26 protein-coding genes are annotated in these 24,578 nt (G+C 66.5%); 14 read left to right on the plus strand and 12 right to left on the minus strand.

From position 1 onward, the window contains the following. Window positions 1-14: 14 nt before the first annotated feature. Window positions 15-1,058: a cupin-like domain-containing protein gene (locus F9K07_RS27460; RefSeq protein WP_159596407.1), complete on the minus strand. Its 1,044-nt coding sequence runs from the start codon at window positions 1,056-1,058 to the stop codon at window positions 15-17. Between the two features lie 325 nt (window positions 1,059-1,383). Here F9K07_RS27460 and F9K07_RS27465 point away from each other — a divergent pair, with 325 nt between their 5' ends. Then, the gene (locus F9K07_RS27465; RefSeq protein ID WP_159596408.1) at window positions 1,384-1,929 is read left to right on the plus strand and encodes a DUF3617 domain-containing protein; all 546 of its coding nucleotides are present in this window, start codon (window positions 1,384-1,386) and stop codon (window positions 1,927-1,929) included. On the opposite strand, the gene F9K07_RS27470 is transcribed toward F9K07_RS27465, so the two are convergent. Next, window positions 1,913-2,635, minus strand: a complete 723-nt coding sequence (locus F9K07_RS27470) for a YggS family pyridoxal phosphate-dependent enzyme (protein WP_159596409.1) — start codon at window positions 2,633-2,635, stop codon at window positions 1,913-1,915. The two genes, F9K07_RS27465 and F9K07_RS27470, sit on opposite strands and share 17 nt — an antisense overlap. Window positions 2,636-2,674: 39 nt before the next feature. Here F9K07_RS27470 and F9K07_RS27475 point away from each other — a divergent pair, with 39 nt between their 5' ends. The 3 genes from F9K07_RS27475 to F9K07_RS27485 all read left to right on the plus strand — a co-directional run bounded on the left by F9K07_RS27475 (window position 2,675) and on the right by F9K07_RS27485 (window position 5,982). Further along, complete coding sequence (locus F9K07_RS27475; RefSeq protein ID WP_159596410.1) at window positions 2,675-3,718, plus strand: type IV pilus twitching motility protein PilT; 1,044 nt, start codon at window positions 2,675-2,677, stop codon at window positions 3,716-3,718. A 113-nt stretch (window positions 3,719-3,831) separates the two neighbouring features. Then, entirely contained in the window at window positions 3,832-4,968 is a 1,137-nt protein-coding gene (locus F9K07_RS27480) for a PilT/PilU family type 4a pilus ATPase (protein WP_159596411.1), read from the plus strand. 111 nt (window positions 4,969-5,079) lie between these two features. After that, on the plus strand, window positions 5,080-5,982 hold the full coding sequence (locus tag F9K07_RS27485; RefSeq protein ID WP_159596412.1) for an NAD(P)-dependent oxidoreductase: 903 nt from the start codon (window positions 5,080-5,082) through the stop codon (window positions 5,980-5,982). 118 nt (window positions 5,983-6,100) lie between these two features. Here the strand turns inward: F9K07_RS27485 and F9K07_RS27490 are convergent, their stop codons facing one another. Genes F9K07_RS27490 through F9K07_RS27500 form a run of 3 tightly spaced genes read right to left on the minus strand, consistent with a single transcriptional unit; the run spans window position 6,101 to window position 7,842 of the window. Further along, window positions 6,101-6,763, minus strand: a complete 663-nt coding sequence (locus F9K07_RS27490; RefSeq protein ID WP_159596413.1) for a BON domain-containing protein — start codon at window positions 6,761-6,763, stop codon at window positions 6,101-6,103. Then, entirely contained in the window at window positions 6,760-7,380 is a 621-nt protein-coding gene (locus F9K07_RS27495; RefSeq protein ID WP_159596414.1) for an SIS domain-containing protein, read from the minus strand. Before F9K07_RS27495 ends, F9K07_RS27490 begins: the two co-directional genes overlap by 4 nt. Window positions 7,381-7,407: 27 nt before the next feature. Continuing rightward, window positions 7,408-7,842: a YraN family protein gene (locus tag F9K07_RS27500; protein ID WP_159596415.1), complete on the minus strand. Its 435-nt coding sequence runs from the start codon at window positions 7,840-7,842 to the stop codon at window positions 7,408-7,410. Between F9K07_RS27500 and rsmI the strand changes: the two genes are divergently transcribed. Next, on the plus strand, window positions 7,842-8,762 hold the full coding sequence (gene rsmI / locus F9K07_RS27505; RefSeq protein WP_159596416.1) for a 16S rRNA (cytidine(1402)-2'-O)-methyltransferase: 921 nt from the start codon (window positions 7,842-7,844) through the stop codon (window positions 8,760-8,762). The two genes, F9K07_RS27500 and rsmI, sit on opposite strands and share 1 nt — an antisense overlap. Here rsmI and F9K07_RS27510 read toward each other — a convergent pair. Beyond that, a complete protein-coding gene (locus tag F9K07_RS27510; protein ID WP_159596417.1) occupies window positions 8,759-9,115 on the minus strand; it encodes a hypothetical protein in 357 nt (118 codons plus the stop codon). The genes rsmI and F9K07_RS27510 overlap by 4 nt on opposite strands. A gap of 350 nt (window positions 9,116-9,465) precedes the next feature. Here F9K07_RS27510 and F9K07_RS27515 point away from each other — a divergent pair, with 350 nt between their 5' ends. From F9K07_RS27515 to F9K07_RS27525, 3 genes are all read left to right on the plus strand, one after another. Beyond that, window positions 9,466-10,053: a DUF502 domain-containing protein gene (locus tag F9K07_RS27515; protein ID WP_159596418.1), complete on the plus strand. Its 588-nt coding sequence runs from the start codon at window positions 9,466-9,468 to the stop codon at window positions 10,051-10,053. 63 nt (window positions 10,054-10,116) lie between these two features. Continuing rightward, the gene (locus tag F9K07_RS27520) at window positions 10,117-10,740 is read left to right on the plus strand and encodes a dioxygenase family protein (protein ID WP_159596419.1); all 624 of its coding nucleotides are present in this window, start codon (window positions 10,117-10,119) and stop codon (window positions 10,738-10,740) included. Window positions 10,741-10,768: 28 nt separating this feature from the next. Then, window positions 10,769-11,770 (plus strand): metal-dependent hydrolase, encoded by a 1,002-nt coding sequence (locus tag F9K07_RS27525; RefSeq protein WP_159596420.1) that lies wholly within the window; start codon window positions 10,769-10,771, stop codon window positions 11,768-11,770. On the opposite strand, the gene F9K07_RS27530 is transcribed toward F9K07_RS27525, so the two are convergent. From F9K07_RS27530 to F9K07_RS27545, 4 genes are all read right to left on the minus strand, one after another. Beyond that, window positions 11,767-13,263, minus strand: coding sequence for a phospholipase D family protein (locus tag F9K07_RS27530; RefSeq protein ID WP_159597134.1), 1,497 nt, complete (start codon window positions 13,261-13,263; stop codon window positions 11,767-11,769). The two genes, F9K07_RS27525 and F9K07_RS27530, sit on opposite strands and share 4 nt — an antisense overlap. Window positions 13,264-13,314: 51 nt before the next feature. Continuing rightward, the gene (locus tag F9K07_RS27535; RefSeq protein ID WP_159596421.1) at window positions 13,315-13,785 is read right to left on the minus strand and encodes a CopD family protein; all 471 of its coding nucleotides are present in this window, start codon (window positions 13,783-13,785) and stop codon (window positions 13,315-13,317) included. A 29-nt stretch (window positions 13,786-13,814) separates the two neighbouring features. After that, window positions 13,815-16,157, minus strand: a complete 2,343-nt coding sequence (dinG, locus tag F9K07_RS27540; protein ID WP_159596422.1) for an ATP-dependent DNA helicase DinG — start codon at window positions 16,155-16,157, stop codon at window positions 13,815-13,817. A 150-nt stretch (window positions 16,158-16,307) separates the two neighbouring features. Continuing rightward, on the minus strand, window positions 16,308-16,466 hold the full coding sequence (locus F9K07_RS27545; RefSeq protein WP_159596423.1) for a hypothetical protein: 159 nt from the start codon (window positions 16,464-16,466) through the stop codon (window positions 16,308-16,310). Window positions 16,467-16,690: 224 nt separating this feature from the next. Between F9K07_RS27545 and F9K07_RS27550 the strand changes: the two genes are divergently transcribed. From F9K07_RS27550 to F9K07_RS27560, 3 genes are all read left to right on the plus strand, one after another. Continuing rightward, window positions 16,691-17,773 (plus strand): TRAP transporter substrate-binding protein, encoded by a 1,083-nt coding sequence (locus tag F9K07_RS27550; RefSeq protein ID WP_159596424.1) that lies wholly within the window; start codon window positions 16,691-16,693, stop codon window positions 17,771-17,773. A gap of 151 nt (window positions 17,774-17,924) precedes the next feature. Next, window positions 17,925-18,215, plus strand: coding sequence for a GNAT family N-acetyltransferase (locus F9K07_RS27555; RefSeq protein WP_159596425.1), 291 nt, complete (start codon window positions 17,925-17,927; stop codon window positions 18,213-18,215). 34 nt (window positions 18,216-18,249) lie between these two features. Further along, window positions 18,250-18,540: a GNAT family N-acetyltransferase gene (locus F9K07_RS27560; RefSeq protein WP_159596426.1), complete on the plus strand. Its 291-nt coding sequence runs from the start codon at window positions 18,250-18,252 to the stop codon at window positions 18,538-18,540. A gap of 16 nt (window positions 18,541-18,556) precedes the next feature. On the opposite strand, the gene F9K07_RS27565 is transcribed toward F9K07_RS27560, so the two are convergent. Next, window positions 18,557-19,246 carry a MarC family protein gene (locus F9K07_RS27565; protein ID WP_159596427.1) on the minus strand — a complete coding sequence of 230 codons (690 nt, stop codon included), beginning with the start codon at window positions 19,244-19,246 and terminating at the stop codon, window positions 18,557-18,559. An 18-nt stretch (window positions 19,247-19,264) separates the two neighbouring features. Further along, the gene (locus F9K07_RS27570; RefSeq protein WP_159596428.1) at window positions 19,265-20,779 is read right to left on the minus strand and encodes a BCCT family transporter; all 1,515 of its coding nucleotides are present in this window, start codon (window positions 20,777-20,779) and stop codon (window positions 19,265-19,267) included. A gap of 142 nt (window positions 20,780-20,921) precedes the next feature. Between F9K07_RS27570 and F9K07_RS27575 the strand changes: the two genes are divergently transcribed. The 3 genes from F9K07_RS27575 to F9K07_RS27585 all read left to right on the plus strand — a co-directional run bounded on the left by F9K07_RS27575 (window position 20,922) and on the right by F9K07_RS27585 (window position 24,572). Next, on the plus strand, window positions 20,922-22,589 hold the full coding sequence (locus F9K07_RS27575) for a SulP family inorganic anion transporter (protein WP_159596429.1): 1,668 nt from the start codon (window positions 20,922-20,924) through the stop codon (window positions 22,587-22,589). Between the two features lie 7 nt (window positions 22,590-22,596). Next, window positions 22,597-23,070 (plus strand): acyl-CoA thioesterase, encoded by a 474-nt coding sequence (locus F9K07_RS27580; RefSeq protein WP_159596430.1) that lies wholly within the window; start codon window positions 22,597-22,599, stop codon window positions 23,068-23,070. Window positions 23,071-23,252: 182 nt separating this feature from the next. Then, window positions 23,253-24,572 carry a Rieske 2Fe-2S domain-containing protein gene (locus F9K07_RS27585; protein WP_159596431.1) on the plus strand — a complete coding sequence of 440 codons (1,320 nt, stop codon included), beginning with the start codon at window positions 23,253-23,255 and terminating at the stop codon, window positions 24,570-24,572. The last annotated feature ends 6 nt before the right edge of the window (window positions 24,573-24,578 follow it).

Below are 24,578 nucleotides of genomic sequence, written 5' to 3' on the forward strand. Positions count from 1 at the left end.
CGACGGGGCCCGCCTCACCAGTTGGTGATGCCCGGGTTCTGGAACGGGTAGTGGTTGGGCACGGCGAGGTTGGAGAACGAGAACGACAGGCTCACGTCCAGCGCGGTGACCTGGTGCCACCAGCCCAGCGGCAGGAACACCGTCTCTCCGGGCTCCACCACCACCTCCAGCACCGTGGCCTGCTCGAACAGGGGATAGCGGTGCAGGTCGGGCCGGTCGATATCGATCGGGCTGTAAACCTCGAAGTGGTTGTACAGCAGCGGTGTTTGCAACGGCGAGATGAAGCGCCAGCGCTTGCGGCCCACGATTTGCGTGTGGCACAGCATGAGCGTGTCGTGGTGAAGGGGCGTGACGGTGCCCGCGGGGCCGAACCAGAACGAGGAACGCTGCGACAGCTGGCTGCGGTCACAGAACCCGGGCAGGCTGCCGATGTCGGCCAGGATCGGCGCGAACTCGGGGCGGCTGAGCATTTCGTTGTTGGCAGTGAGGTAGTAGTCGTTGGTCACGCCGCCGGCCAGCACCTGGTCCACGAAGTCCGACAGGCGCACGCTGCGCCTGTGGTCCAGCTTGTTGACCTCGTAGTTCGGATCGGCGCTGCGCTCGGCCTGCACCTCGACCTGCAAATGGCCAAAACGCGCGCGCAAATCCTGCGGCGACCAGCGCGCCATGGCGGGCCAGTCGCGCGCCACGTCGGTGAGCACCAGCGGGCGGCTGCCGACCACGTACTTTTCGAGGAACTCGCCCAGCGGGACATCGGCGCGCTTTTCCACTTGCGCATAGTGCGGGTCGAGCTCGAGCAGCTTCTGCTGGTTGGCCATCACCGATTCCAGCTTGGTCTGCAACTGCTGGAACTTGCGAGCGGCCAGAAAGGCAGGGTCGCTCTCCATGGCCTGGATCGCGGCTTCGCATTCGACCGGATCCAGACCCGCCTGCGCCATCGTGACCAGCATCGATTCGGGCGTGCAATGACGGAGCCGGTTCTCGGCGATCCATTGCCGCCAACCCGCGTCGAGAGGGCGCGGGTGGGCGGCAACGTCGGGACGGGGAGCGGGGGGCATGTGGGCGGGCATGGTGGACGAAGTCTGCATCAGAGTGGCGCACGGCGCTGGACGGCGGACATAGCCATCGCGAGATGGGATTCTTTCGTTGAGCGGGACAGACTGCAAGTGGCGCCATCCGCGCCACGCCCCTCAGCCTCGGGTCGGTGGGAAACGGCAGACGGTCTAACGAACGAGGCATGGTGAACTCAGGGGACCCATGGGATTGGTGATTTGGGGCATATTGCCGGCCAATCGACCGAACTTTTCACCAAAATCCATAGACATCGGCGTTGACAGGCCACGGCGCCTTCGCACAATGTCCGCACCCACCACCGGAGCTCCCATGCCTCTCATCCGTACCGCCCTGCTCGTCTGCACCGCCGCCCTCTGCGCCACCGCCCAGGCCCAGAGCATCAAGCCAGGCCTGTGGGAAATGCAAAGCAAGATGGGTGGCAATCCGCAGATGGACCAGGCCATGGCCCAGATGCAGAAGCAGATGGCCAGCATGCCGCCCGCGCAGCGCAAGCAGATGGAAGACATGCTGGCCAAGCAAGGCATGTCGATGCCCAGCGCAGCGGCCGGCGGCGGCATGAGCACGAAGCTCTGCATCACGCCCGAAATGGCCGCGAAGCAGGACCTGCCGGTGCAGGAGAAAGGCGATTGCACCAACACCGTCACCTCGCGCAGCGGCAACGTGATGAAGATGAGCTTCGTCTGCAAGAACCCGCCCTCCAGCGGGGAGGGCACCTACACCTTCACCGGCGACACCGCCTACACCATGCAGATGCAGATGAAGTCCACGCACCAGGGCAAACCGCAGAACATGACCATGGATGGCAGCGGCAAATGGCTGGCCGCCTCCTGCGGCAACATCAAACCGGTGAAGTGATCTTGCCCGCGCGGCTGCCAAACACGGCGCGCCCCACACGCACCATCGTCGAACCTGCGGCCACAGCCGCCTCCAGGTCGTCGCTCATGCCCATGGACAGGGTGTCGAGCCCGAAGCCCTCGTCGTTCAGGCGATCGAACAGCAGGCGCGCCTGGAGGAACAAGTCGCGCTGAGCCTCGAAGCCCTCGACCGGTTCGGGGATGCACATCAGCCCGCGCAACTTCAAACGGGGCAACGAAGCAATCGCTTCGGCCAGCGCCAGCAAGGCATTCGGGGCCACCCCGGATTTCGTGAGCCCCCCATCCACATTGACCTGCACGCACACCTGCAAGGGCGGCATGTCTTCGGGACGTTGCTCGCTCAGGCGTTGCGCGATCTTCAGGCGGTCCACCGATTGCATCCAATCGAAGTGCGCTGCCACCAGCCGGGTCTTGTTGCTTTGCACAGGGCCGATGCAGTGCCATACCAGAGGCTCGCCCTGCGATGCCGGGAACTCGCGCAACGCGAGGATTTTCTCGACCCCTTCCTGCACATAGTTCTCACCGAAAGAGCGCTGGCCGGCGGCCTGTGCCTGACGAACGGCGTCAGGTCCGAAGGTCTTGGAAACCGCCAGCAAAGAGACCGCCGACAACTCGCGCCCGGCCTGCGCGCACGCCCGCGCGATCCGCTCGCGCAGGCCTTGGAGATTGCCTTCAATCGTCGTCATAATCTGCCGTCATACCTCAACACCGCACGGGACCCCGGGATGGATATCACCCAACTGCTGGCCTTCAGCGTCAAGAACAAAGCATCGGATCTTCACCTCTCGGCCGGCCTGCCACCCATGATACGGGTGCATGGCGACGTGCGACGCATCAACGTCGAACCGCTGGACCACAAGATGGTCCACGGCATGGTGTACGACATCATGAACGACAGCCAACGCAAGCACTACGAGGAGTTCCTGGAGTGCGATTTCTCATTCGAAATCGAAGGCCTGTCGCGTTTTCGCGTCAACGCGTTCAACCACAACCGGGGCGCGGGTGCGGTGTTTCGCACGATTCCCAGCAAGATCCTCACGCTCGAGCAGCTCAACGCGCCCAAGATCTTCGGCGACCTCGCCTTGCGTCCGCGCGGGCTGGTGCTGGTGACCGGTCCCACCGGTTCGGGCAAGTCCACCACGCTCGCCGGCATGGTCAACCACCTCAACGAAACCGAATATGGCCACATCCTCACGGTCGAAGATCCGGTCGAGTTCGTGCACGAGTCCAAGAAGTGCCTGGTGAACCAGCGTGAGGTGGGGCCACACACCCTGAGCTTCGCCAACGCGCTGCGCTCCGCGCTGCGCGAAGACCCGGACGCCATCCTCGTGGGCGAAATGCGAGACCTGGAAACCATTCGCCTGGCCATGACGGCAGCCGAAACGGGCCACCTGGTGTTCGGCACGCTCCACACCTCGAGCGCGGCCAAGACGATCGACCGGATCATCGACGTGTTCCCTGCCGAAGAGAAAGATATGGTGCGCGCGATGTTGTCCGAATCGTTGGTCGCGGTCATCTCGCAGACCTTGTGCAAGACCAAGGACGGCGCGGGCCGCGTGGCCGCGCACGAGATCATGCTGGGCACCAGCGCCATCCGCAACCTGATCCGCGAAGCCAAGGTGGCGCAGATGTACTCGACCATCCAGACCAGCAACAACGTGGGCATGCAGACGCTGGACCAGAACCTCTCCGAACTGGTGAAGCGCAATGTGATCAGCCCCGCGGAAGCGCGCGGCAAGGCCAAGATCCCCGAAAACTTTCCCGGTTGACATGACCACCCCCACGCTCCACCGCTGCGCGGGTCGCTGCCCCCCGAGAGGGCTGGCCTTGCTGGGGGCGGCCCTGCGCGGCGGCCTTTGCACCTGATCACAAGGACACCTCCATGGAACGCGACCAGGCCTCGAAATTCATCAACGACCTGCTGCGCCTCATGCTCAGCCGGGGGGGCAGCGACCTGTTCCTCACGGCCGAGTTCCCCCCCGCGATCAAGGTCGACGGCGCGGTGGTCAAAGTCTCGCCGCAACCGCTGAATGCCACGCACACCCTGGCCCTCGCGCGTTCGATCATGAACGACAAGCAGGCCGCCGAGTTCGAGCGCACCAAGGAATGCAACTTCGCGATCGCACCGCCCGCCATCGGCCGCTTCCGCGTGAGCGCCTTCGTGCAGCAGGGCAAGGTGGGCATGGTGCTGCGCACGATTCCCGCCGTGCTGCCGTCCATCGACAAGCTCGGCCTGCCCCAGGTGCTCAAGGACGTGGTGTTGTCCAAGCGCGGGCTGTGCATCCTGGTGGGGGCCACGGGGTCGGGCAAATCGACCTCGCTCGCGGCCATGGTGGATTGGCGCAACGAGCACACGCAGGGGCACATCATCACCATCGAAGACCCGGTGGAGTTCGTGCACCCGCACAAGAACTGCGTGGTGACGCAGCGCGAGGTGGGCCTGGACACGGACAGCTGGGACGCCGCACTGAAGAACACCCTGCGCCAGGCGCCCGACGTGATTCTCATGGGCGAGATCCGCGACCGCGAAACCATGGAACATGCGATCCAGTTTTCGGAAACCGGCCACCTCTGCCTGGCCACCTTGCATGCCAACAGCGCCAACCAGGCCCTGGACCGCATCATCAACTTCTTCCCTGAAGAGCGCCGCTCCCAGTTGCTGATGGACCTGTCGCTGAACCTGCGCGCCCTGATCTCGCAACGCCTGGTACCGCGCCAGGACGCGAAAGGCCGGCATGCCGCCGTCGAGATCATGCTCAACTCACCCCTGATTTCCGACCTCATCTTCAAGGGCGAGGTCGCCGAGATCAAGGAGATCATGAAGAAGAGCACCCAGATGGGCATGCAGACCTTCGACCAGGCGCTGTTCAATGCCTTCGAGTCCAACATCATTTCGCTGGAAGATGCCCTGCGCAATGCGGACTCGCTCAACGACCTGCGCCTGCAGATCAAGCTCAACAGCCAACGTGCCAAGTCGCAGGACCTGGCGGCGGGCACCGAGCACCTCACGATCATTTGACCCACCCCTGCGCCGCGCCTGCGGCGCGTCACCCCCTCAAGGGGGCAATGCGTGCGGCCCGGCAAAGCCGGTTCCGCCGCATTTCTGGAACTTCACACGGGAGACCTTTCCATGAACGGCATTGCGCAACGCACCTACGAATCCACGCCCCCGCGCCGCGTGGCGTTTATCGGCCTTGGGGTCATGGGTTATCCCATGGCAGGTCACCTGGCGCGCGCCGGGCATTCGGTGACGGTCTACAACCGCTCCGCTGGCAAGGCCGTGGCATGGTCGGCTGCGTTTGGCGGCGCCCACAAGCCCACGCCGCGCGAGGCGGCGCAGGGTGCCGACATCGTGTTCGCCTGCGTGGGCAACGACGACGACCTGCGGGCCGTCACCCTCGGCGCCAACGGCGCCTTCGCCGGCATGGCGCCCGGTGCGATCTTCGTGGACCACACCACCGCGTCGGCCGACGTGGCGCGCGAGCTCTACGCGGCGGCCAAGGCCTTGGGCCTGTCGTTCATCGACGCGCCGGTCTCCGGCGGCCAGGCGGGTGCCCAGAACGGGGCGCTCACGGTCATGTGTGGCGGCGATGCAGGTGCGTTCGACACGGTTGCGCCAGTGGCCACTGCGTTCTCGCGCGCCTTCACTCGCATGGGCGAGAGCGGCGCGGGGCAGCTCACCAAGATGGTCAACCAGGTCTGCATCGCCGGCCTGGTGCAGGGCCTGTCCGAGGCCATCGCCTTCGGCCAGAAAGCGGGGCTGGACATGCACCAGGTGCTCGACGTGATCGGCAAGGGCGCGGCGCAGAGCTGGCAACTCGACAACCGCGGCAAGACCATGGTGGCCGACCAATTCGACTTCGGCTTCGCCGTGGCCTGGATGCGCAAGGACCTCGGCCTGGTGCTCCACGAGGCCAAGCGCAATGGCGCGCGCCTGCCCGTGACGGCGCTGGTGGACCAGTTCTATGCCGACGTGCAGGCCATGGGCGGGCAGCGCATGGACACGTCCAGCCTCATCAAAAGGTTGAGGTAGCCTCCCCCCGCGCCGCCGTCGGCGTCACCCCCCAGGGGGCAACACCTGGGACCGGCGGAGCCGGATCCTCGGTCTTCCTGGATGGGGCACGCGCTCCGGAGAGAGAGCTGGTGTGTCTTTACTTTTTCGAGCTTTCCGGCGGTGGCTGCACGTGCGCGTTCAGGTTGGCCAACTCCTGCTCGCTGATGATTTCCAGCACGCGCACGACGCGCCCCACGCCTTGCGTATTGCGCGCGATGTCGGTGGCGCGGTCGGCTTCGCGCTGAGTCACGCGGCCCATCAGGTACACCGTGCCACGCTCGGTCACCACCTTGAAAGCACTGGCGGAGAGGTCCTTGGCGTCGACCAGCGAGGCTTTCAGGCGGCCGGTGATCAGGGTGTCGGTCGCCCGCTCCTTGAACGAGGGGCTGCTGGTCACTTCCAGCTCGTTGACGACCTCGCGCACGTTCTCCACGCCCGTCACCAGTTGCGTGATCTGCGTCTTGACGGCGTCGCTCGCCGCCTCACCGGTGATCAGCACGCGGCGGTTGTAGCTGTTGATCGAGTAGCGCGCCTTGCTGTCGCCCAGCGCGTCTTTCAGGCGGTTGGAGGAGCGCAGCTCGATGCCCTGGTCTTCCAGTTGGGCACCCGATGTGCGGCGGTCCACTGCCACGATCGCGCCGACCGCGGCCCCACCCAGCATGAGGGGCGCGCAGGCGCTCAAGGTCGCGCCCAGGGCAGCCACCGCCAAGGCGGTGACAGCGATGCGTCGTGAGGAAGTGTTCATCTTCTGTGGGCTCATGAAGCGTTCTCCATAGTGATGTGGGTTTCGTCGGGCAGGCCCAGCAACTGGGCATCCACACCGTCGCAAATACAGTGCAGCACGAGGTGGTGCACTTCGAGGATGCGGGCCGGCAATTCGTGCGGCACGCACAGGTGCACGTCGGTATCGCGCAGCAATTGGCTCAGGCGGCCACCGCGCGCACCGGTGAGCGCCACCACGATCATGTCGCGCTCGTGCGCGGCTTCGACGGCGGCCACCACGTTGGCGGAGTTGCCGGTGGTGGAGAGCGCCAGCAGCACGTCACCGCTCTGGCCCAGCGCGCGCACCTGGCGCGCAAACACCGCGCGCCCGTCGAAGTCGGTGGCGATGCCCGTGAGCACCGCGGCATCGGCCGCCAAGGACAAGGCGGCCAACTCGGGGCGCTCGCGTTCGTAGCGGCCCATGAAGCTGGCCGCGAAGTGTTGTGCGGCCGAGGCCGATGCACCGTTGCCACACGCGAGCACCTTGCCGCCACCGGTGACGCTGGCCAGCACCGCCGAAATGGCGGACTCGACCAGGGGCGCCAGAGACTGCGCGCATTGGTATTTCAGGTCGGCGCTGTCGATGAACTGTTGCTGGATGCGTTGCAGAAGCATGTCGCGATCATAGCGGTGGGGGGTGTATCAAAATGCGGCGGATGCATCAAACGCGGCTCGGATCCATTCGAGTTTCGGTGGTGCCGCAGGGGCAAGCGGCGTTCCTTCCAGCAGCACCACGTCGAAGCGGCATGGAGGTTCTGAGCCCAGTCGCAGCAAAAAGTGCCGCGCGGCGAACACGATGCGCCGCTGCTTCACGCCGGTGATGCTGGCGCCCGCGCCGCCCTGGCGCTGGCTCGCACGGTGGCGCACCTCGACAAAGACCAGGGTGCCGTCGCGCTCGCGCATAATCAAATCGACTTCGCCGCCACCCCGGCCCGGGGTCTTGAAGTTGCGCTGCACCAGCTTCAGGCCGTGCTGCTGCAGGTGCGACAAGGCCAAGGCCTCTGCGACGTCACCCCGGCATTTCGTGGTCTGTGCACCGGCTGGGTCCGGCCTCTCCTGTTTTCTGGAACCCCACATTGTCTGCAAGCTCTCCATCCCTGTTGTCCGCGGCCCGCGACGCGGCGGGACACCAGCATTATCCGCAGGGCGCGTTGTACATGGTGGCCACACCGATCGGCAATCTGGCCGACATCGGGCTGCGCGCGCTGCAGGTGCTGTCGCTGGCCGACACCGTGGCCTGCGAAGACACGCGCCACACCGCCGCGCTGCTGCAGGGCTATGGCCTGCACAAGCCGCTGCTGGCGCTGCACGAACACAACGAGGCCGAAGCCGCGCAGGCCGTGGTGCAGCGTCTGCAGGAAGGCCAGCGCGTGGCCTACGTGAGCGATGCGGGCACCCCTGGCGTGAGCGATCCGGGCGCGCGTCTGGTGGCAGCCGTGAACGCGGCTGGCCTGCGCAGCGTGCCGATTCCGGGTGCGAGCAGCATCACCGCCTTGCTCAGCGTGACCGGCCACGTCGGCTGGAACGGTCATTTCGTGTTCACGGGTTTTCTATCGCCCAAAGCCACCGAGCGCCAGCGCGAGGTGCAGCGGATCGGCGGCGATGGGCGCGCCTGCGTGCTGCTGGAAGCGCCGCACCGGATCGAGGCGCTGGCCAAGGACCTGGCCGTGCTGGGCGCGCGGCCCGTGACCGTGGGTCGCGAGCTGACCAAACAATTTGAGGAGATCGCGCAGATGCCGGCGCAAGACGTACCCGCGTGGCTGCAGGCCAGCGAGCACCGGCGGCGTGGCGAATTCGTGTTGGTGGTGCATCCGCAGGCGGCCGATGCGGACAACGCCGATGCCATCGACACGAACAGCTTGCGCACGCTGGATCTGCTGTTGGCCGAGCTGCCGCTGAAAACCGCCGTGCGCCTGTGCGCGGAGATCACGGGCCAGCCCCGCAATGCCTTGTACGACGCGGCATTGGCTCGGCGCGACGCAAACCAGGAAGGTTAGCGCGCTACGCGCGCCATGGTGTCCGGCCCGGAGCGCGGCGCCCTGTCGGCGGGCTTCGGATCGGGCACCTCGGTGGCCTGCACATCTACTACATCGCCCATGGGCCGGCGGCCCATGCCTGCCCCCGTGGGCCAGGCGCCCTGCGAATACCGCTTCGACGACTCGCGAAAGCGGGTAAACAGCACGGCCGGGGCCGGCTTGCGGCCGGTCAGCAAGGACCAGATCGACACGCCGAGCACGACCACCAGCGTGGCCAGCAGCAGGCTGAGCAGAAACACCAGACCGGCCAGGCCCAAGGCCAGTTTGAGCACGCCACGCAGCACGCGGCCGAAGAAATCGAAGAGTTCGTTCATGGAAGAGAGAGCCTCCTGGCCTCGTGGAGTTCCGGAACTGGCGCGCGCACCAGAAGGGTTGCCCCGTGAGAGACAAACAGTTGAAAGATGTGGGCATTTTCGCCGCTTGCAAGCCCAGTGGGCCATCACAGTCGATTTGGGAGCGAAGGCCGTGTCAACGGCGTGCGGGGCAAGGCGCAAAGCGCAGCAATAGCCATTGCTATTGCGAGCATTTGCAACGCCGCCCTGTGCGTCGTTGGCGCGGCAGGCGCTTCCGAATTGGCTGTGATGGCCCACTATTACGCGCAACAGATCGGCTGATATGCTGCCGCGTAGCGGCGAGCGCCCGCCCGTCACACCCGCCAAGCCCCATGAAACCGATTTACCAGACCTTTTTTCGCGGCCTGATCACCTTCCTGCCCGTGGCGCTGACGGTCTATGTGCTGTACCTGTTCATCGTCTGGGTGGAGACCATCGCCATGTGGGCCATCCGGCCGCTGGTCGGAGATTTCTACCTGCCCGGCCTGGGCATCCTGGTCGGCGCGGCCCTGATCTTCGGCCTGGGCGTCCTGGTGTCGCTGCCGGTGATGGCGCGCATGTTGTCCTGGGTGGAGCTGCCGTTCAACAACCTGCCGGTGGTCAAGAGCATCTATTCGTCGCTCAAGAGTTTTGCCGACTACTTCGCGCCCAGCAAGTCGGGTGAGCAACCTCAACAGGTGGTGATGCTGAAGATGCCCGACAACGAGATGACCATCGTCGGCCTCGTGACGCGCCAGAACATGCGCGGCTTGCCGCCCGGCCTGGCCGAGCTGGACCATGTGGGGGTGTATCTGCCCATGGGCTACATGATCGGTGGGTATACCGTGTTCGTACCGCGCAGCTGGGTCACGCCGATCGACATGACCGTGGAAGAGGCCATGCGCTCGTCGCTGCTGGCGTGGATGGCGAGCAAGAAGTAGCTCTCGAAGGAACTTGCTGTGAGACTTCCCTTCCAACCCTCCGTGCTGTCACACGGAGGCATCATGCCCAGCTTCGCCCGCCGCCATCTGCTTGTCGCCAGTGCCGCCGCCGTCTCGGCCCCGGCCTGGCTCTCGCCCGCGCTGGCGCAAGCGAAGAACCTGCGGCCCACGCCGCGCCAGACCGAGGGCCCCTTCTACCCCGTCACGCTGCCGACGGACAGCGATGCCGATCTGCTGAAGAACGGCAAGGTGGTGTACCGCCAGGGGCAGCCGAGCTGGGTCGAGGGCACGGTGACCGATCTCGCGGGCGTGCCGCTGGCGGGTGCGGTGGTGGAGATCTGGCAATGCGACCACCAGGGCCACTACCACCACCCGGGCGATGGCGACCGTGCCGACCCGGCGTTCCAGGGCTTTGGCCAGGTCGCCGTGGGACGCGACGGGCGCTACCGCTTCCGCACCTTGAAGCCCGTGCCCTACACCGGCCGCACGCCACACATCCACGTCAAGGTGAAGCTGGACCGCCAGGAACTGCTCACCACCCAGCTCTACGTGGCAGGCGACCCGGGCAATCAACGCGACGGCATCTGGCGTCGTCTGAACGAAGCGGACCGAGCCGCCGTCACCGTGCCGTTTGCACCGGGCAGCGATGGCCTGCGCGCGAGCTTTCCGATTGCCGTGCAGGCCTGAGGTTCCCGTCAGCGGCTAAGCTCGCCGCATGGATTCCTTGACCCAGATTGCCCTCGGCTCGGCCGTGGGTGTGGCCGTGATGGGCCGCCGCACCGCGGTGTGGAAAGCCGCGTTGTGGGGTGCCATCGGCGGCACGCTGCCCGACCTCGATGCCTTCATCGACCACGGCGACGCCATCCTCAACATGACGCGCCACCGCGCCGAAAGCCACGCGCTGTTCGTGCTCACCCTGGCCGCGCCGCTGCTCGCGTGGATCGTCTCGCGCGTGCACGGCGAGGCCGCGCTGTTCAAACGCTGGTGGCTGGCGCTGTGGCTGGTGCTCATCACGCATCCGCTGCTCGACACCATGACGGTCTATGGCACGCAGCTGCTGCAGCCGTTCAGCGACTACCCGTTCGCCGTGGGCAGCGTCTTCATCATCGACCCGGCTTACACCGTGCCCTTGATCGTGGGGGTGATCGCCGCGCTGCGCCTGAAGTCCGCGCGTGGGCTGGCGTGGAACACCGCGGGGCTGGTGATCAGCACGCTGTACCTGGCCTGGAGCGTGGGTGCGCAATGGCACGCCACCCAGGTGGCCCGCGCCTCCCTGCAGAACGAGGGCGTCGCGGTCGACGGCCTACTGGTCACGCCCGCACCGTTCAACACCGTGCTCTGGCGCTTCGTGGCCACCACCCCCACGCAGTACCGCGAGGGCTTTTACTCGCTGCTCGACGACAGCTCGCGCATCGCATGGACGGTGCACGAGCGCGGCGCGGACCTGCTCGGGCAACACGGCAACGAGCCCTACCTTGCACGCATGGCGGCCTTCTCGCACGGTTTCTACAGCCTGTCATCCACCGACAGCCGCCTGTTCGTGACCGACCTGCGCATGGGGCAGGAGCCGCACTACACCTTCCGCTTCGATCTCGGCACGGATGCCGCGCGCGCCAACGGCGGGCACCGGCCCACACTGGAGGGTTCGCGCCCAGACCTGGCCACCGCCTTGCCAGGGCTATGGCGACGTGTGCTCGGTCACCGCTCCGGCGGCTAAAGCAACCACTCGATCGGCAACACCGACAACAGCCCCAGCCAGACGCGGCTGCCCAGCGAGCTGCCCGGCTCGCGCGTGTGTCGGATCTCCTGCCCGTCGCGGTATTCGATCCACACCAGATCGCCCTGCTCGTCCAGCCGCACCGCATAGGCCGCCGCGCGGATCTCGGTGTCGAACGCACGGCCCACCGCCTCCGCCAGCACGCGGCTGTCGATGATGAAGCCGAGTTCGGTGTTGAGGTGCGCCGAGCGTGGGTCGAAGTTCATGGAGCCGACGAACACGCGCTCACCATCGACGCCGAAGGTTTTGGCGTGCAGGCTGGAGCCCGAACTGCCGAACACACCGCTCTTCTCTGGCCCGACCGCGCCGCGCCGCATTTCGTAGAGCTCGACGCCAGCGCGCAGCAAGTCCTTGCGGTAACGCGCGTAGCCCGAGTGCACGGCCGACACGTCGGTGGCTTCCAGCGCGTTGGTGAGAATGCGCACGCGCACTCCTTGGGACGCCAGCCTGGCGAAGACGTCCACGCCCGCCGCCGTGGGCACGAAGTACGGCGACACCAGGTCGAGCGATTGCACGGGCGGGCGGGCCAGCACCTCGGCCAACTGGTGGGTCACCAGGCCTTCCTTCTCCGCCAGCCCCAGGCCCTTGCGCGGGTCGTCGCTCACCATCTCCACGCGCGCCCATTCGGGCGCCAGCCGGCCCGACAGCATCTCCGGCACGAAGCGCGACCGGCGCAAGGCTTCGACGTAACGCGCGGCGCGCGGGTCGCGCTCGGCGTTCGCCACGGGCACCTGCGCCACGCGGGGCGCGGTCACGATGCGGTCGATGGGGTACGAGGACGCGCTGGCCCAATAGCGGTCGAAATCGGTCGACAGGTCGGGCACCACGGCGCCAATGGCAAGCACGTCGAGATCGGCGAACAACACGCCGTCGGTGGCGCCGAAATACTCGTCGCCCACGTTGCGCCCACCCACGATGGCGGCCTGGTTGTCCGCCACCAGCGCCTTGTTGTGCATGCGCCGGTTGGCGCGGCTGAAATGCGTGAGGTAGCCCAGTGCCTTGGGCTGGCGGATGGAGAAGGGATTGAACAGACGCACATCGATCTGCGGGTGCTGGTCGAGCGCGAGAAGCCGGTCGTCCATGGACACGCCGTTGTCGTCGAGCAGCAGGCGCACGCGCACGCCGCGTTCCGCGGCTTCGCGCAAGGCTTCGAGCAACAGCTTGCCGGTGACATCGTCGCGCCAGATGTAGTACTGCACATCCAGCGTGCGCTGCGCCGCGCGCACCAGCAACACACGCGCCGCGAACGATTCCAGCGCATCGGCCAGCGGGAGAATGCCGGACTGGCCTGCGTGGGCCTGCGTCTGGGCCGCCAACGCCTGCCCCAGCGGGGTGCTGGCGGCTTCGGCCGGCGGCAGGGCCTGCGTTTCGCTGCGCCCGTCCAGCGGTGGCAGGGCACAGCCTTGCAACAGGATGGACAGCAGAGCGGCCATCCAGAACCTGCGCTGGTGCAACACCACGGCCTCAGCTTCTGCGGATGGATCTCAGCCCATCAGCAAGGTCACGCCGATGATGGCGATGCCGATGCACAGGTTGACGAACACCCAGGTGCGAATGGAGGCCATGGCCTTGCCGCCCGCAGGCCAGTCGCTGGCCTGCACGGCGCGCGTGAGGCGCTTGAACAGCGCGAAGCGGATGTGGCCGAAGATGGCGATCATCACAATGCCCAGCGTGGCCATGAGGGTCCAGTCCAGCGGCATGTTGAACCCGAGGCCAGCCTGCACCGACGTCTTGGCCGCGTTGCCGATCATCCACACACCCGACACCAGCACGACCAGGGCCGCGACGAGCACGGCAGAGAAGAAGCGCTGCATCACTGCGTGCAGCAGGCGCAGGCGCACCGGTGGCTCCAGCGTCTGCGCGGCGGGCCGCAGGAAGAAGTGCGCGAAGGCCATGCCACCGACCCAGAGCACAACGGCAAGAACGTGGACCAGTTTGAGGACGGTGAAGATCATGGGGTGTGGCTTTCTTGTGTGTGAAGAAGTCAGGCGTCGGTCAGCACACCGTCGACGCGGCGCTGCAGCCGGTAGGGTGGCAAGCCCTTGAGCATGCGCCGCCCGTACGACTGGCGCAGCAAGCGGGCATCGTAGCAAACGACCACCGCTTCGTCGCTCTCGGTGCGCAGCGCGCGGCCGGTCCATTGCAGCAGGCGAGCGCCGGTGGCCGGCACCACGAGTTCGCTGAACGGGTCGCGGCCCTGGCTCTTGAGCCAATCGGCGCGTGCCTGGCCCACCGGGTCGCTGGGCGAGGCGAACGGCAGTTTGGTGATGAAGACCCACTCGCACAACTCGCCCGGCAAATCAAGCCCTTCACCAAACGATTGCAGACCGAAGAGCACCGACGGTTTCCCCTCGGCCACGCGCTCGGCGTGCCGGCGCAGCAGCACGGTGCGCGAGGCCTCGCCCTGCACCAGCACGCGCTCGCGCAGCGCGCCGTGCTCGCCGCGCTCCAGCAGCATCTGCGCCTGGCGCATCTGCGCGCGCGAAGTGAACAGCACCAGGGCGCCGCGCTGCACTTCGCGCAGATCGGCCATCAACGCAGCGAGCATTTCGCGCGTGTAGCCCTCTACGTCCTTCGGGTCGGCCTGTGTCTGCACCACCACCAGGCGGCCCTGTCGTGCGTGGTCGAACGGGCTTTGCACTTCGCGCGCGGCCACCGCGTCGTCGTAGGCCAGGCCGGACTCGTGCAAGAAGTGGTCGAAGGTACCGCAGGTGGTGAGCGAGGCGGAGGTGACGACCGCTGCGCGCACCTGGTTCCACAGCTGGTTGCGCAACAGGCTGCCGGGTTGCAGCGGGCAGGCGTGCGCGGTGAGCGTGACGAGGCCGTGGCTCACGCCGGCTTCGAGCCACTTGGCCAGCGGGGGTTGGCCGCCACCGGCCTCCTGCAGCCAGAGGGTCGCCGTTTCCTGCGCGCTCTGCAGGCGGGGTGCGAGCACGCCGAGGCGGCTGTAGAGCTTGGCAAAGCGTGGGGCATCGCCCGGGTTCTCGCGCGCGTTGACCTTGAGCTGCGTGGCCAGGGATTCGAACACCTTGAGCAGGCTGCTGGCGTGGGCCTGCAGCGGGGTGAGGGTGTCAAGCCACTCGGCGGGCAGCACGCCGCCGTCGAAGCGGTCGACCACGGGCGCGCCGGCGTCCTGGAAGCCATCTCCCGTGCGCATGGGTGGCCGGCCGGCGCTGCGGCCGGTGAGATCGAGCCACGCCGGCAGCGAGCCGATGCGCGCCATGGCCAGCCGCGCGAGTTCGGTCAGGGCGCTCTTGAGCTCCTTGGCGTGCGTGGCGACGTCGACCGTGGGCGTGTGCTGGATCGCCTCTGCCACCTCGGCCACCGCGCGCGGCAGTTTGTCGAGCCACTGGCCGCGCATCAGGTCCATCGAGGCGGTGAACTGTCCTTGCGCGACCGAGCCGAGGTGGTGTGCCTCGTCGAAGACCACGTAGCAGTCGTGCGGCGCGGGCAATGCGTGCAGGCCAAGCGTGGAGAGCAGCAGATCGTGGTTGACCACGATCACCTGCGATTGCGCGAGCCTGGCGCGCGCGCGGTAGTAGCTGCAGCTGTTGTAGGCGGGGCAGTGGCGCGCGGTACAGGTGTGGCGCTCGGCGGCCACGGGGCCCCAGAGCGCGCCATCGGGCGGATCGTCGAGGCGGTCGCGGTCGCCGTCCCACGAGCCATCGTCCAGCGCGTTGGCCCAGGCGGTGTACTGCACGCCGCGCTCCTGCCAGCGCGCGGCCGCGGCGGCGGAAGACACGGCCTGCGCCGCCAGGCCGGAGGCGCTGGTGTCGGCGGTGCCGCTGCCGTTGTCGTCGGTCTCGAACAGGTCGGCGCTGGCCGCGTCGCCGCCGCTGAGCTGGTCCAGCTTCAGGCGGCACACGTAGCGTCCGCGCCCTTTGGCCAAGGCATAGGTGAAGGGCTCAGGCAAGGCGGTGGCCAGCGCGGGCAGGTCCTTGGCAATGAGCTGCTCCTGCAGGGCCACGGTAGCGGTGCTGATGATCACGCGCTTTTGCTGCGCCAGCGCCAGCGGAATGACGGTGGACGCATAGGCCGCCGACTTGCCCACGCCGGTGCCAGCCTGCACCACCGCGATGCCGCGCGCGGGCAGTGCGGCGTCGCTGGCCACCGCGCCGTCACCCAGCGTCACACCCGAAAGGGTGTGGGCGATGTGGGCCGCCATCTCGCGCTGGCCGGGCCGCGCGCGGTAGCCCAAGGCGTGCGCCACGACGTGGTCGAACGCCGCCAGCGCGAGCGCCTCGCGCGCGATCGGACCGGCCACGGGCGCGGGGCTGTCAGATGCGCCGGTGTCAGCGCGGGAGATCTCTTCGGTGGGGGATGGCATGCGCAGGACAGGGTCGCTTGGGCAAAGCGCCATTGTCCCAGACAGTGCGCTCACACCCGAAGGAAGAGGCGATCCCTCGGAACGGAACAGCCCGCGACGAAAGACGATGGCCTGACCGACACAGAACTCCGTGGCACCCGCATCATCAGGCTACTCAAAGCGCTCAACAAGCCAGGCCAAGATCCAACGATCGCCCTGAAACGCCTGGGTGACTTGCATCAGAACACTTGGCAGGTGGTACGGGCGAGCCAGTCGCACGCTCTGCTCTTCGATCTCGGTATGGCGGCGAAAGCGGAGCTTGTGCATCATGTGGCTCCATTGGCAGTGACCCTGCCACCAAAGGAACTCGCCCTGCGTCACCGAGGCGACATGGGACAGCGCATCAGCTTCGATCTGGCATCTCTGCTCCCGAGCTGAGAGCAAAGAAAAGGCCACCGGTGCGCGCAAAGGTCTCGGGGCATGGAGTACGCTCGGCGTTCCCGTTGGCGGGCGTCGAACCCGCTGTTTTGTTCAACCCTCGGAGACATTTTTCAATGGACCGTCGTTCCCTCATCAAACACGCGGGCATCGCAGGCGTTCTGACCGCTGGTGCCGCTCCCGCCGTTCACGCCCAGGCGGCCGTCCGCTGGCGCCTTGCGTCCAGCTTCCCCAAATCGCTGCCCACCATCTTCGGTTCAGCCGAGAAATTCTCGGAAACCGTGAAGGCCCTGTCCAGCGGCAAGTTCGAAGTATCGGTGCACGCGGCCGGCGAAATCGTGCCGGCCTTCGGCGTGGTCGACGCGATCCAGGACAGCACCATCGAAATGGCACAGACCGCGCCCTACTACTTCACCGGCAAGAGCCCCATCTTCGCCTTCGGCTGTGCCGTGCCCTTCGGCCTGACCGCGCGCCACATGGACGCCTGGATGGAGCACGGCAACGGCCGCAAGCTCATGGACGAGTTCTACGCCAAGTACAACATCGTCTCCATGAGCTCTGGCAATACCGGCACGCAAATGGGCGGCTGGTACCGCAAGGAAATCAAGTCGGTGGCCGACTTGAAGGGCCTGAAAATGCGCCTGGGTGGCGGCCTGTTCGGCGACACCATGGCCAAGCTGGGCGTGGTGGCGCAGAACATGCCCGCGGGCGAGGTCTACCAGTCGCTCGAGAAGGGCCAACTCGACGCCACCGAATTTGTCGGCCCGTTCGACGATGAAAAGCTGGGCTTTCACAAGGTTGCTCCCTTCTACTACTACCCAGGCTGGTGGGAGGGTGGTGCCGAGCTGGAGTTCTTCATCAACAAGAAGGCGTTCGACGCGCTCTCGGCCGAGAACAAGGCGATCGTGCGCGCCGCTGGGGCCGTGGCCGCGCGCGACATGACCGCCAAGTACGACGCCCAGAACCCCGCGGCGCTCAAGCGTCTGGTGGCCGCGGGCACCAAGCTCAAGCCCTTCACCAAGGACGTGATGGACGCGGGCTTCAAGGCCGCCATGGCGGTGTTCGCCGAGCAGGAAGCCAAGTCGCCCGAGTTCAAGAAGATCCACCAGGACATGCGCGTATTCCAGCGCGACCAGATCCTGTGGAGCCGCTTCTCCGAATGGCGCTACGACAGCTTCATCACCACGGCCAAGATCTGACCCAGGCTCCGAACGCAAGGCCCGCAACCCGCGTTGCGGGCCTTTTCATTGAGGCGGGTGGAATATCCCCCCGTTCGCATGGGCCTCGCAGGATGGTGTTCAATGGGTCGTAATACCTCCGACCCTCAACGCCTCACCCGCGCTCGCTGCCATGACCACCCACACCATCCAACACCAGGAAACCGCTGCGCGCGGCGTCTTCCACATCCAACACGAGGGCCGGCAGGTCGGCGAGATGACCTACAGCCGAACCAACCCGTCGCTCGTCGTGGTCGACCACACCTATGTCGATCCAGGCCTGCGCGGCCATGGCCTTGCACAGCAGTTGCAGGACGCGATGGTGGCCTGGGCCCGCAAGACGAACACGAAGGTGGTGCCTGTCTGTTCCTACGTGAAGCTCCAGTTCGAACGCAATGCGGCCATCCGCGACGTGCTGGCGTGAGAGGCTGACCTATATTCATCAACGTCCATCGACCATGACGACACACACCATCGAACACGAAGAGGCCGGCTCCAAAGGCGCTTTCTACACCCGCCAGGGCAGCGAACGCCTGGCCGAAATGACTTACAGCCGCACCAACGACACGCTGATCGTGATCGACCACACCGAGGTCGACGATCGCCTGAAGGGCCAGGGCGTTGGGCGCCAGCTGCTCGACGCGCTCGTGGCCTGGGCGCGCAAGACGCAGACCAAGGTGATCGCGCTGTGCCCCTATGCCAAGGCCCAATTCGACAAGGATCCCTCGATCCGCGACGTGTTGCGGTAAGTGGCGCAACGCCCCTTCAGACGGGCGCGACCGGCCAGACGCTGCGCAACAACTCGCTCACACCGTCCCACACGATCTGCACCCCCAGGCACAGCAGGATGAAAGCCGAGAGGCGCAGGAAGATGATGGTGCCGGCCTCGCCCAGGGGCCGCAGCAGGCGCTGCGCATAACGGAACGCCAGATACAGCAGGATGCCGATGGCGAACAGGGCCACGATGCCACCGCCCACATGGGCCAGCTGAATGCCGATGCGCGGACTGTGCAGCGACACCCCCACGGTGATCGCCGCGGCGATGGAGCCCGGCCCGCAACTGATCGGAAACGTGAGCGGGTAGAACGCCTGGCGGCGCGCACGTTCGGGCGTGAAGGCTTCGGCCAGGGACACGCGGCTGTCTTCGGAGAGGTGGTCCGTGGTGAGCAGCTTCCACGCGGACGAGGCCACGATGAGCCCCCCGCCCACGCGCACGATCGCCAGCGAGATGCCGAAGAAATCGAGCACATACGAACCCACCAGCATCGAGCCCACCATGAGCGCGAACATGTTGCGCGCAATGCGCCGCGCCAGCGTGGTGCGGATCGAGGGCGACGCGCCTTCGGTCAGGCTCAGGAAGATCGGCGCGGTGGCGGCCGGGTTCAGAATGGGGAGAAGGGCCGCGAAGGCAAACAGGAAACTTTTGCCGAAGGCCAGGGCCAGTTCAGTGGTCATGGACGCGCAAGCCTAACCTCATTTCAAGACTTCCCGCATGCGCCGGCGCAATGCCCGATCGCGCCGCTGCTCTTCGTCATGGTCGTCGCGCACGCCCCGCCACAGCGCAATGCCCATGAGCACGATCACCAGCGAGAACGGCAAGGCGAACACGATGGTCGCCGTCTGCACCGCTTGCAATCCGCCGGCCAGCAACAGGCTGATGGCAATACCCGAGATCAGCAGGCCCCAGACAATTTTCACCCGCGCGCTGGGGTCGCCTTCGCCCCCGGTACTCATCATGCCGAGCACCAGCGTGGCCGAGTCGCCCGAGGTGACGAAGAAGAGCAGCACGACCACCGTCGCCACGCCCGACATCAAGGTGCTCAGCGGCAAGGCCTGGAACAACGCGAACAGCGCGGTGGACACGTCTGCACGCACCGCTTCGGCCACGGGAACACCTTGCACGATTTCCAGATGCAGTGCGGTGCCACCAAACACCGAGAACCAGACGAAGGCAGCCAGGCTGGGCGCGAGCATGGTGCCGAGGATGAATTCGCGGATGGTTCGGCCACGCGACACGCGCGCAATGAACAGACCCACGAAAGGCGACCAGCTCACCCACCAGGCCCAATAAAAGATGGTCCAGCCGCCGACCCAGGTGCTGTCGCGGAAGGGGGTCATGCGCAAGCTCATGCGCACGAATTCGCTCACGTAGCTACCCAGTGTGGACGTGAAGGCGTCGATGATGACCACCGTCGGCCCGACCACGAACACCACCAGCGCCAGCAGGCTGGCCAAGACCAGATTGATGCTGGAGAGCCACTTGATGCCTCTGCCGACACCGCTCACGGCCGAGGTCAGAAATGCCAACGTGGTCACCACGATGATGCCGATCTGCGAGAGCTCGCTCACTGGCAGGCCCAGCAGCGCATGCAGGCCGCTATTGATCTGCAGCGCCCCCATGCCCAGCGAGGCCGCCACGCCGAAGGCGGTGGCGATCACCGCCAGCACGTTCACCAGAGGACCGAGCCGGCGCATCGGTGCCCAGGGCAGGGCCTCCACCGCCGTGCTCACCAACGCCGAACCGTTTCGGCGGAACTGGAAGAAGGCGATCGCCAGCGCCACCACGCTGTAGACCGCCCAGGGATGCAGGCCCCAGTGGAAAAAGCTGTAGCGCATGGCCGCGTTGGCTGCCTCGGGGGTGTTCGCCGCGATGCCGGGCGGTGGCGCGCCGTAGTGCGAGATCGGCTCGGCCACGCCCCAGAACACCAGGCCGATGCCCATGCCGGCCGCGAACAGCATGGAGAACCAGCTGCCCATGGAGAACTCGGGCTCATCGTCTTCGCCGCCGAGCTTGAGGTCGCCATAGCGGCTGAACGCCAGTACCAGCGCGAACACCACCAGCCCCAGCACCACCCAGAGATAGAGCCAGCCGAAGTCGCGCGTGATCACGGCCAGCACGGTATCGAACACCGCGTCCAGCGAGGCCGGGGCGATCACGCCCCACAGGACCACCAGCACGATGAGGCCGGCCGAGAAGATGAGCTGCATGGAAAGTCCTCCTGAGGAATCGAAAGGCGCGGCAGCGAGGAGTTGGCCGCGTGGCTCGGTGCTCAGGTTACCCCGGTCTGAGCGAGCGTTGCAAGTTCGCTGTGGCGCGAGGGCTTCCTCCCGAAACCCTTACGATCGGCCCATGTCCCGCCTGCACCGTGTATTTCCGTTTCTCCGTTGGCCCCGCCCCGATGCCGGTCTGCTCCGGGGTGAAGCCCTGGCCGGACTCACGGTCGGCCTGATGGTCATTCCTCAAGGCGTGGCCTACGCCGCGCTGGCGGGCATGCCCCTGGTCACCGGCATCTACGCCACGCTGCTGCCGGCACTGATCGCGGTGCTGTTCAGCGCTTCGCCGCGCTTGTCCGTCGGCCCCACGGCGCTGACGTGCCTGCTCGTGGGCGCCTCGCTCAGCGGTCTGGCCGAACCCGGCAGCCCGCAATGGATCGCCCTGGCCGTGTGGCTGTGCCTGCTCACCGGCCTGCTGCAGATCGCGCTGGGCTTCGCGCGCTTCGGTTGGCTGCTCAATCTGGTCAATTCGCCGGTGCTGATGGCGTTCACGCAGGCGGCCGCGGTGCTCATCATCGCGTCGCAGCTGCCGGCCTTGCTGGGGTTCGGCGCCTGGGACGCGCTGCTCGCGCAGCCCTCGCTGCACCTGCCCTCGCTCGCGTTCGGGGTGCTCAGCCTGGCGCTGCTGGTGCTGGCGCGCCGCTGGCGGCCCGGCTTTCCCACGGTGTTGCTGGTGATGGCGGTCAGCGGCGGCATCAGCTACGCCGTGGGTTTCGAAGCCCACGGTGGCGCGGTCGTCGGCACGCTGCCCCAAGGTCTGCCTGCCTTGTACTGGCCCGACTGGCCGGGTTGGTCCACGCTGGGCCAGTTGGTGGTTCCAACCCTGGTGATCACGTTGGTCAGTTTCCTGGAGACGGCCTCCAGCGCGAAGGTGGACAACGGTCAGCGCGGCCAGCGCTGGGACCAGGACCAGGACCTGATCGGCCAGGGTCTGGCCAAACTGGCCGCCGGTTTCAGCGGCGCCTTCCCCACCAGCTCGTCGTTCTCACGCTCCGCGCTCAACCTCTACGCCGGTGCGAAGTCGGGCTGGGCCACGCTCTTCATGGTGGCGGTGGTGCTCATCTCGCTGCTGCTGTTCATGCCCTTGCTGCACCATGTGCCCATGGCGGTGCTGGCCGCCATCGTGCTGGTGGCGGTGATCGGCTTGATCAAGCCCCGCGCCTTCACCTATCTCTGGAAGGTCTCTCGCGTGGAGGCGGTGATCGCGGGAATCACCTTCGCCGTCACCGTGCTGGCCGCGCCGCGCCTGTACTGGGGCGTGCTGGCCGGCGTGCTCATGGCCTTGTCGCACTTCCTCTACCTGCGGCTGCACCCGCGCATCATCGAAATCGGCTTGCACCCCGACGGCAGCCTGCGCGACCGCCACCTCTGGCAACTGCCGCCTCTGGCACCGGGCATGTTCGCCTTGCGCATGGACGCGGCGCTGGACTTCGCGACCGCCAACGCCTTCGAGCGCGCCATCGCGGAACATCTCAGCACCCACCCCGATACGCAACACGTGATGTGGGTCGCCCACCCGATCAACCGGATCGATGCCACCGGTGCCGAGGCCTTCGGCCGTTTGCGCGAACAGCTCGACGACCAGCGCATCACGCTGCACCTGGTGGGCATCAAGCTGCCGGTGGAAAATGTGTTGCGCCGCGCGGGCCATTTGAACGAAAGCCCTCGGCTGCAGCTCTACCGCACCGAAGCCGAAGGCCTGCGCGCCGCGTCGGACCTCATTCCCGAAGACCCCTCGATCTGAACACACGATGGAACTGCCCCGCCACCAACTCAGCATGACGGTGCTGATGACCCCCGACACCGCCAACTTCTCCGGCAAGGTGCATGGCGGCAACGTGTTGAAGCTGCTCGACCAGGTCGCCTTTGCCTGCGCCAGCCGCTATGCGTCGTCGTACGTGGTCACGCTCAGCGTGGACCAGGTGATGTTCCGCCAACCCATCCACGTGGGCGAGCTGCTCACCTTTCTGGCGGCGGTCAACCACACCGGCACCTCGTCGATGGAGATCGGCATCAAGGTGATCGCCGAGAACATCCGCACGCAGGAAGAGCGCCACGTGAACAGCTGCTTCTTCACGATGGTGGCGGTGGACGACAGCGGCAAGCCCAAGGCCGTGCCGCCGCTGGAGCCCGGCACGCCCGACGAGAGGCGCCGCCACGCCGCCGCCAGCCTGCGCAAGACCATGCGCCAGGAAATGGAACAGCGCTACGCCGCCATCCGCTGAGGCCGCGCCCAGCTTTCCGCTCTCCGACGCGTATCCCGGAACGCCGTTCGATTCGAACCGGCGCGTGATAGGTTCGCGCGCTTGCCATGCCCGCGGCAGCACCATATACTTAGATCACTAAGAATATTCCAGATTGCCCGCGAAACGCCGGTGCTTCAGCCCCGCTGATTGGAGACGCTCTCATGATCTCGCCAGAAGAAAACGAATTGCTCTGCCGCGTCGTTGGCACAGCGCCCATGGGCCAGCTCATGCGGCGGCACTGGCTGCCGGTCTGCCTGACCGAAGAAGTGGCGGACGCCGATGGCGCCCCCGTCAAGGCCCGTGTCCTGGGCGAGGACCTGGTGGTGTTCCGCGACTCGGACGGCCGCGTGGGCGTGCTCGACGAGCGATGTCCGCACCGGCGCGTGTCGCTGGTCTACGGACGCAATGAGGAAGGCGGCCTGCGTTGCCTGTACCACGGCTGGAAGATGGATGTGGCAGGCACCGTTCTGGAAATGGTGTCCGAGCCGGCCGCCAGCGGACTGGCTGAAAAGGTCAAGCACAAAGCGTATCGGGTGCAGGAATGGGGAGGCATGGTGTGGGCTTGGTTCGGCCCGCCGGACGAAGCGCCGGACTTCGTGCCCCCGCCCTGGGCACCCACCGCGGACACTCGCGTGTCCATCGCCAAGGTGGTCCTGCCGTGCAATTGGGCGCAGGTCCTGGAGGGTGCGATCGACTCCGCGCACAGCTCCAGTCTGCATTCGTCCGACATGATGCCGGCACGCGTGGGTGGCGCCGAAGCCACCGACAAGAGCTGGCTTCGCCCCTCCACGGACAAGGCCCCGCGCATGCAGGTCCAGCGGGGCGGTTACGGCTTTCGGTACGCGGCCATCCGCCGCCCCATCCAGAATGCCGCGACGCACGACTACGTGCGCTGCACGGTGTTCTGCGCACCCATCACGGTGCTTGTTCCGCCCAACAATCTGTACAACGTGGCCAACGTGAATGTGCCGATGGACGACACCACGACGGCGTTCTACTTTCTCGCCTGGGGCCACCCGGCCAGCACGCCCGAAACCGAGACCTGGCGCAAGTTCCTGCGCCAGACCGTCGGGGTGGACCTCGACCGCCACTACCGACCTTTGCGCAACGAAGACAACCGCTTCTGGCAGGACCGCGAGGCCATGAAGGCGGGCAACTTCACGGGCATCACAGGCTTTCCCAATCAGGATGTGGCGATGTGGATCACCATGGGGCCGATTGCCGACCGCACACAGGATCGCCTGGGCGCCAGCGACATGGCCGTGGTGGAGTTTCGCAAGCAGATGCTGGAAGCGGTGCGCGAATTCCAGAGCGGCACCCCGGCCATCGGCACGGGCGACAAGGCTATTCCGTCATCGGTCTGCTCGTTCCAGGCGGTGGTGCCCAAGACCACCGATTGGCGCGACCACGATACCTCCTATGTATGGGGCCGCGACGAAAAGCGCCCCGAACTGGAACCGTCCTACTCCGTGCAAACCTGAGAGACC

Source organism: Hydrogenophaga sp. BPS33, from assembly GCF_009859475.1.
Lineage (GTDB): Bacteria > Pseudomonadota > Gammaproteobacteria > Burkholderiales > Burkholderiaceae_C > Hydrogenophaga.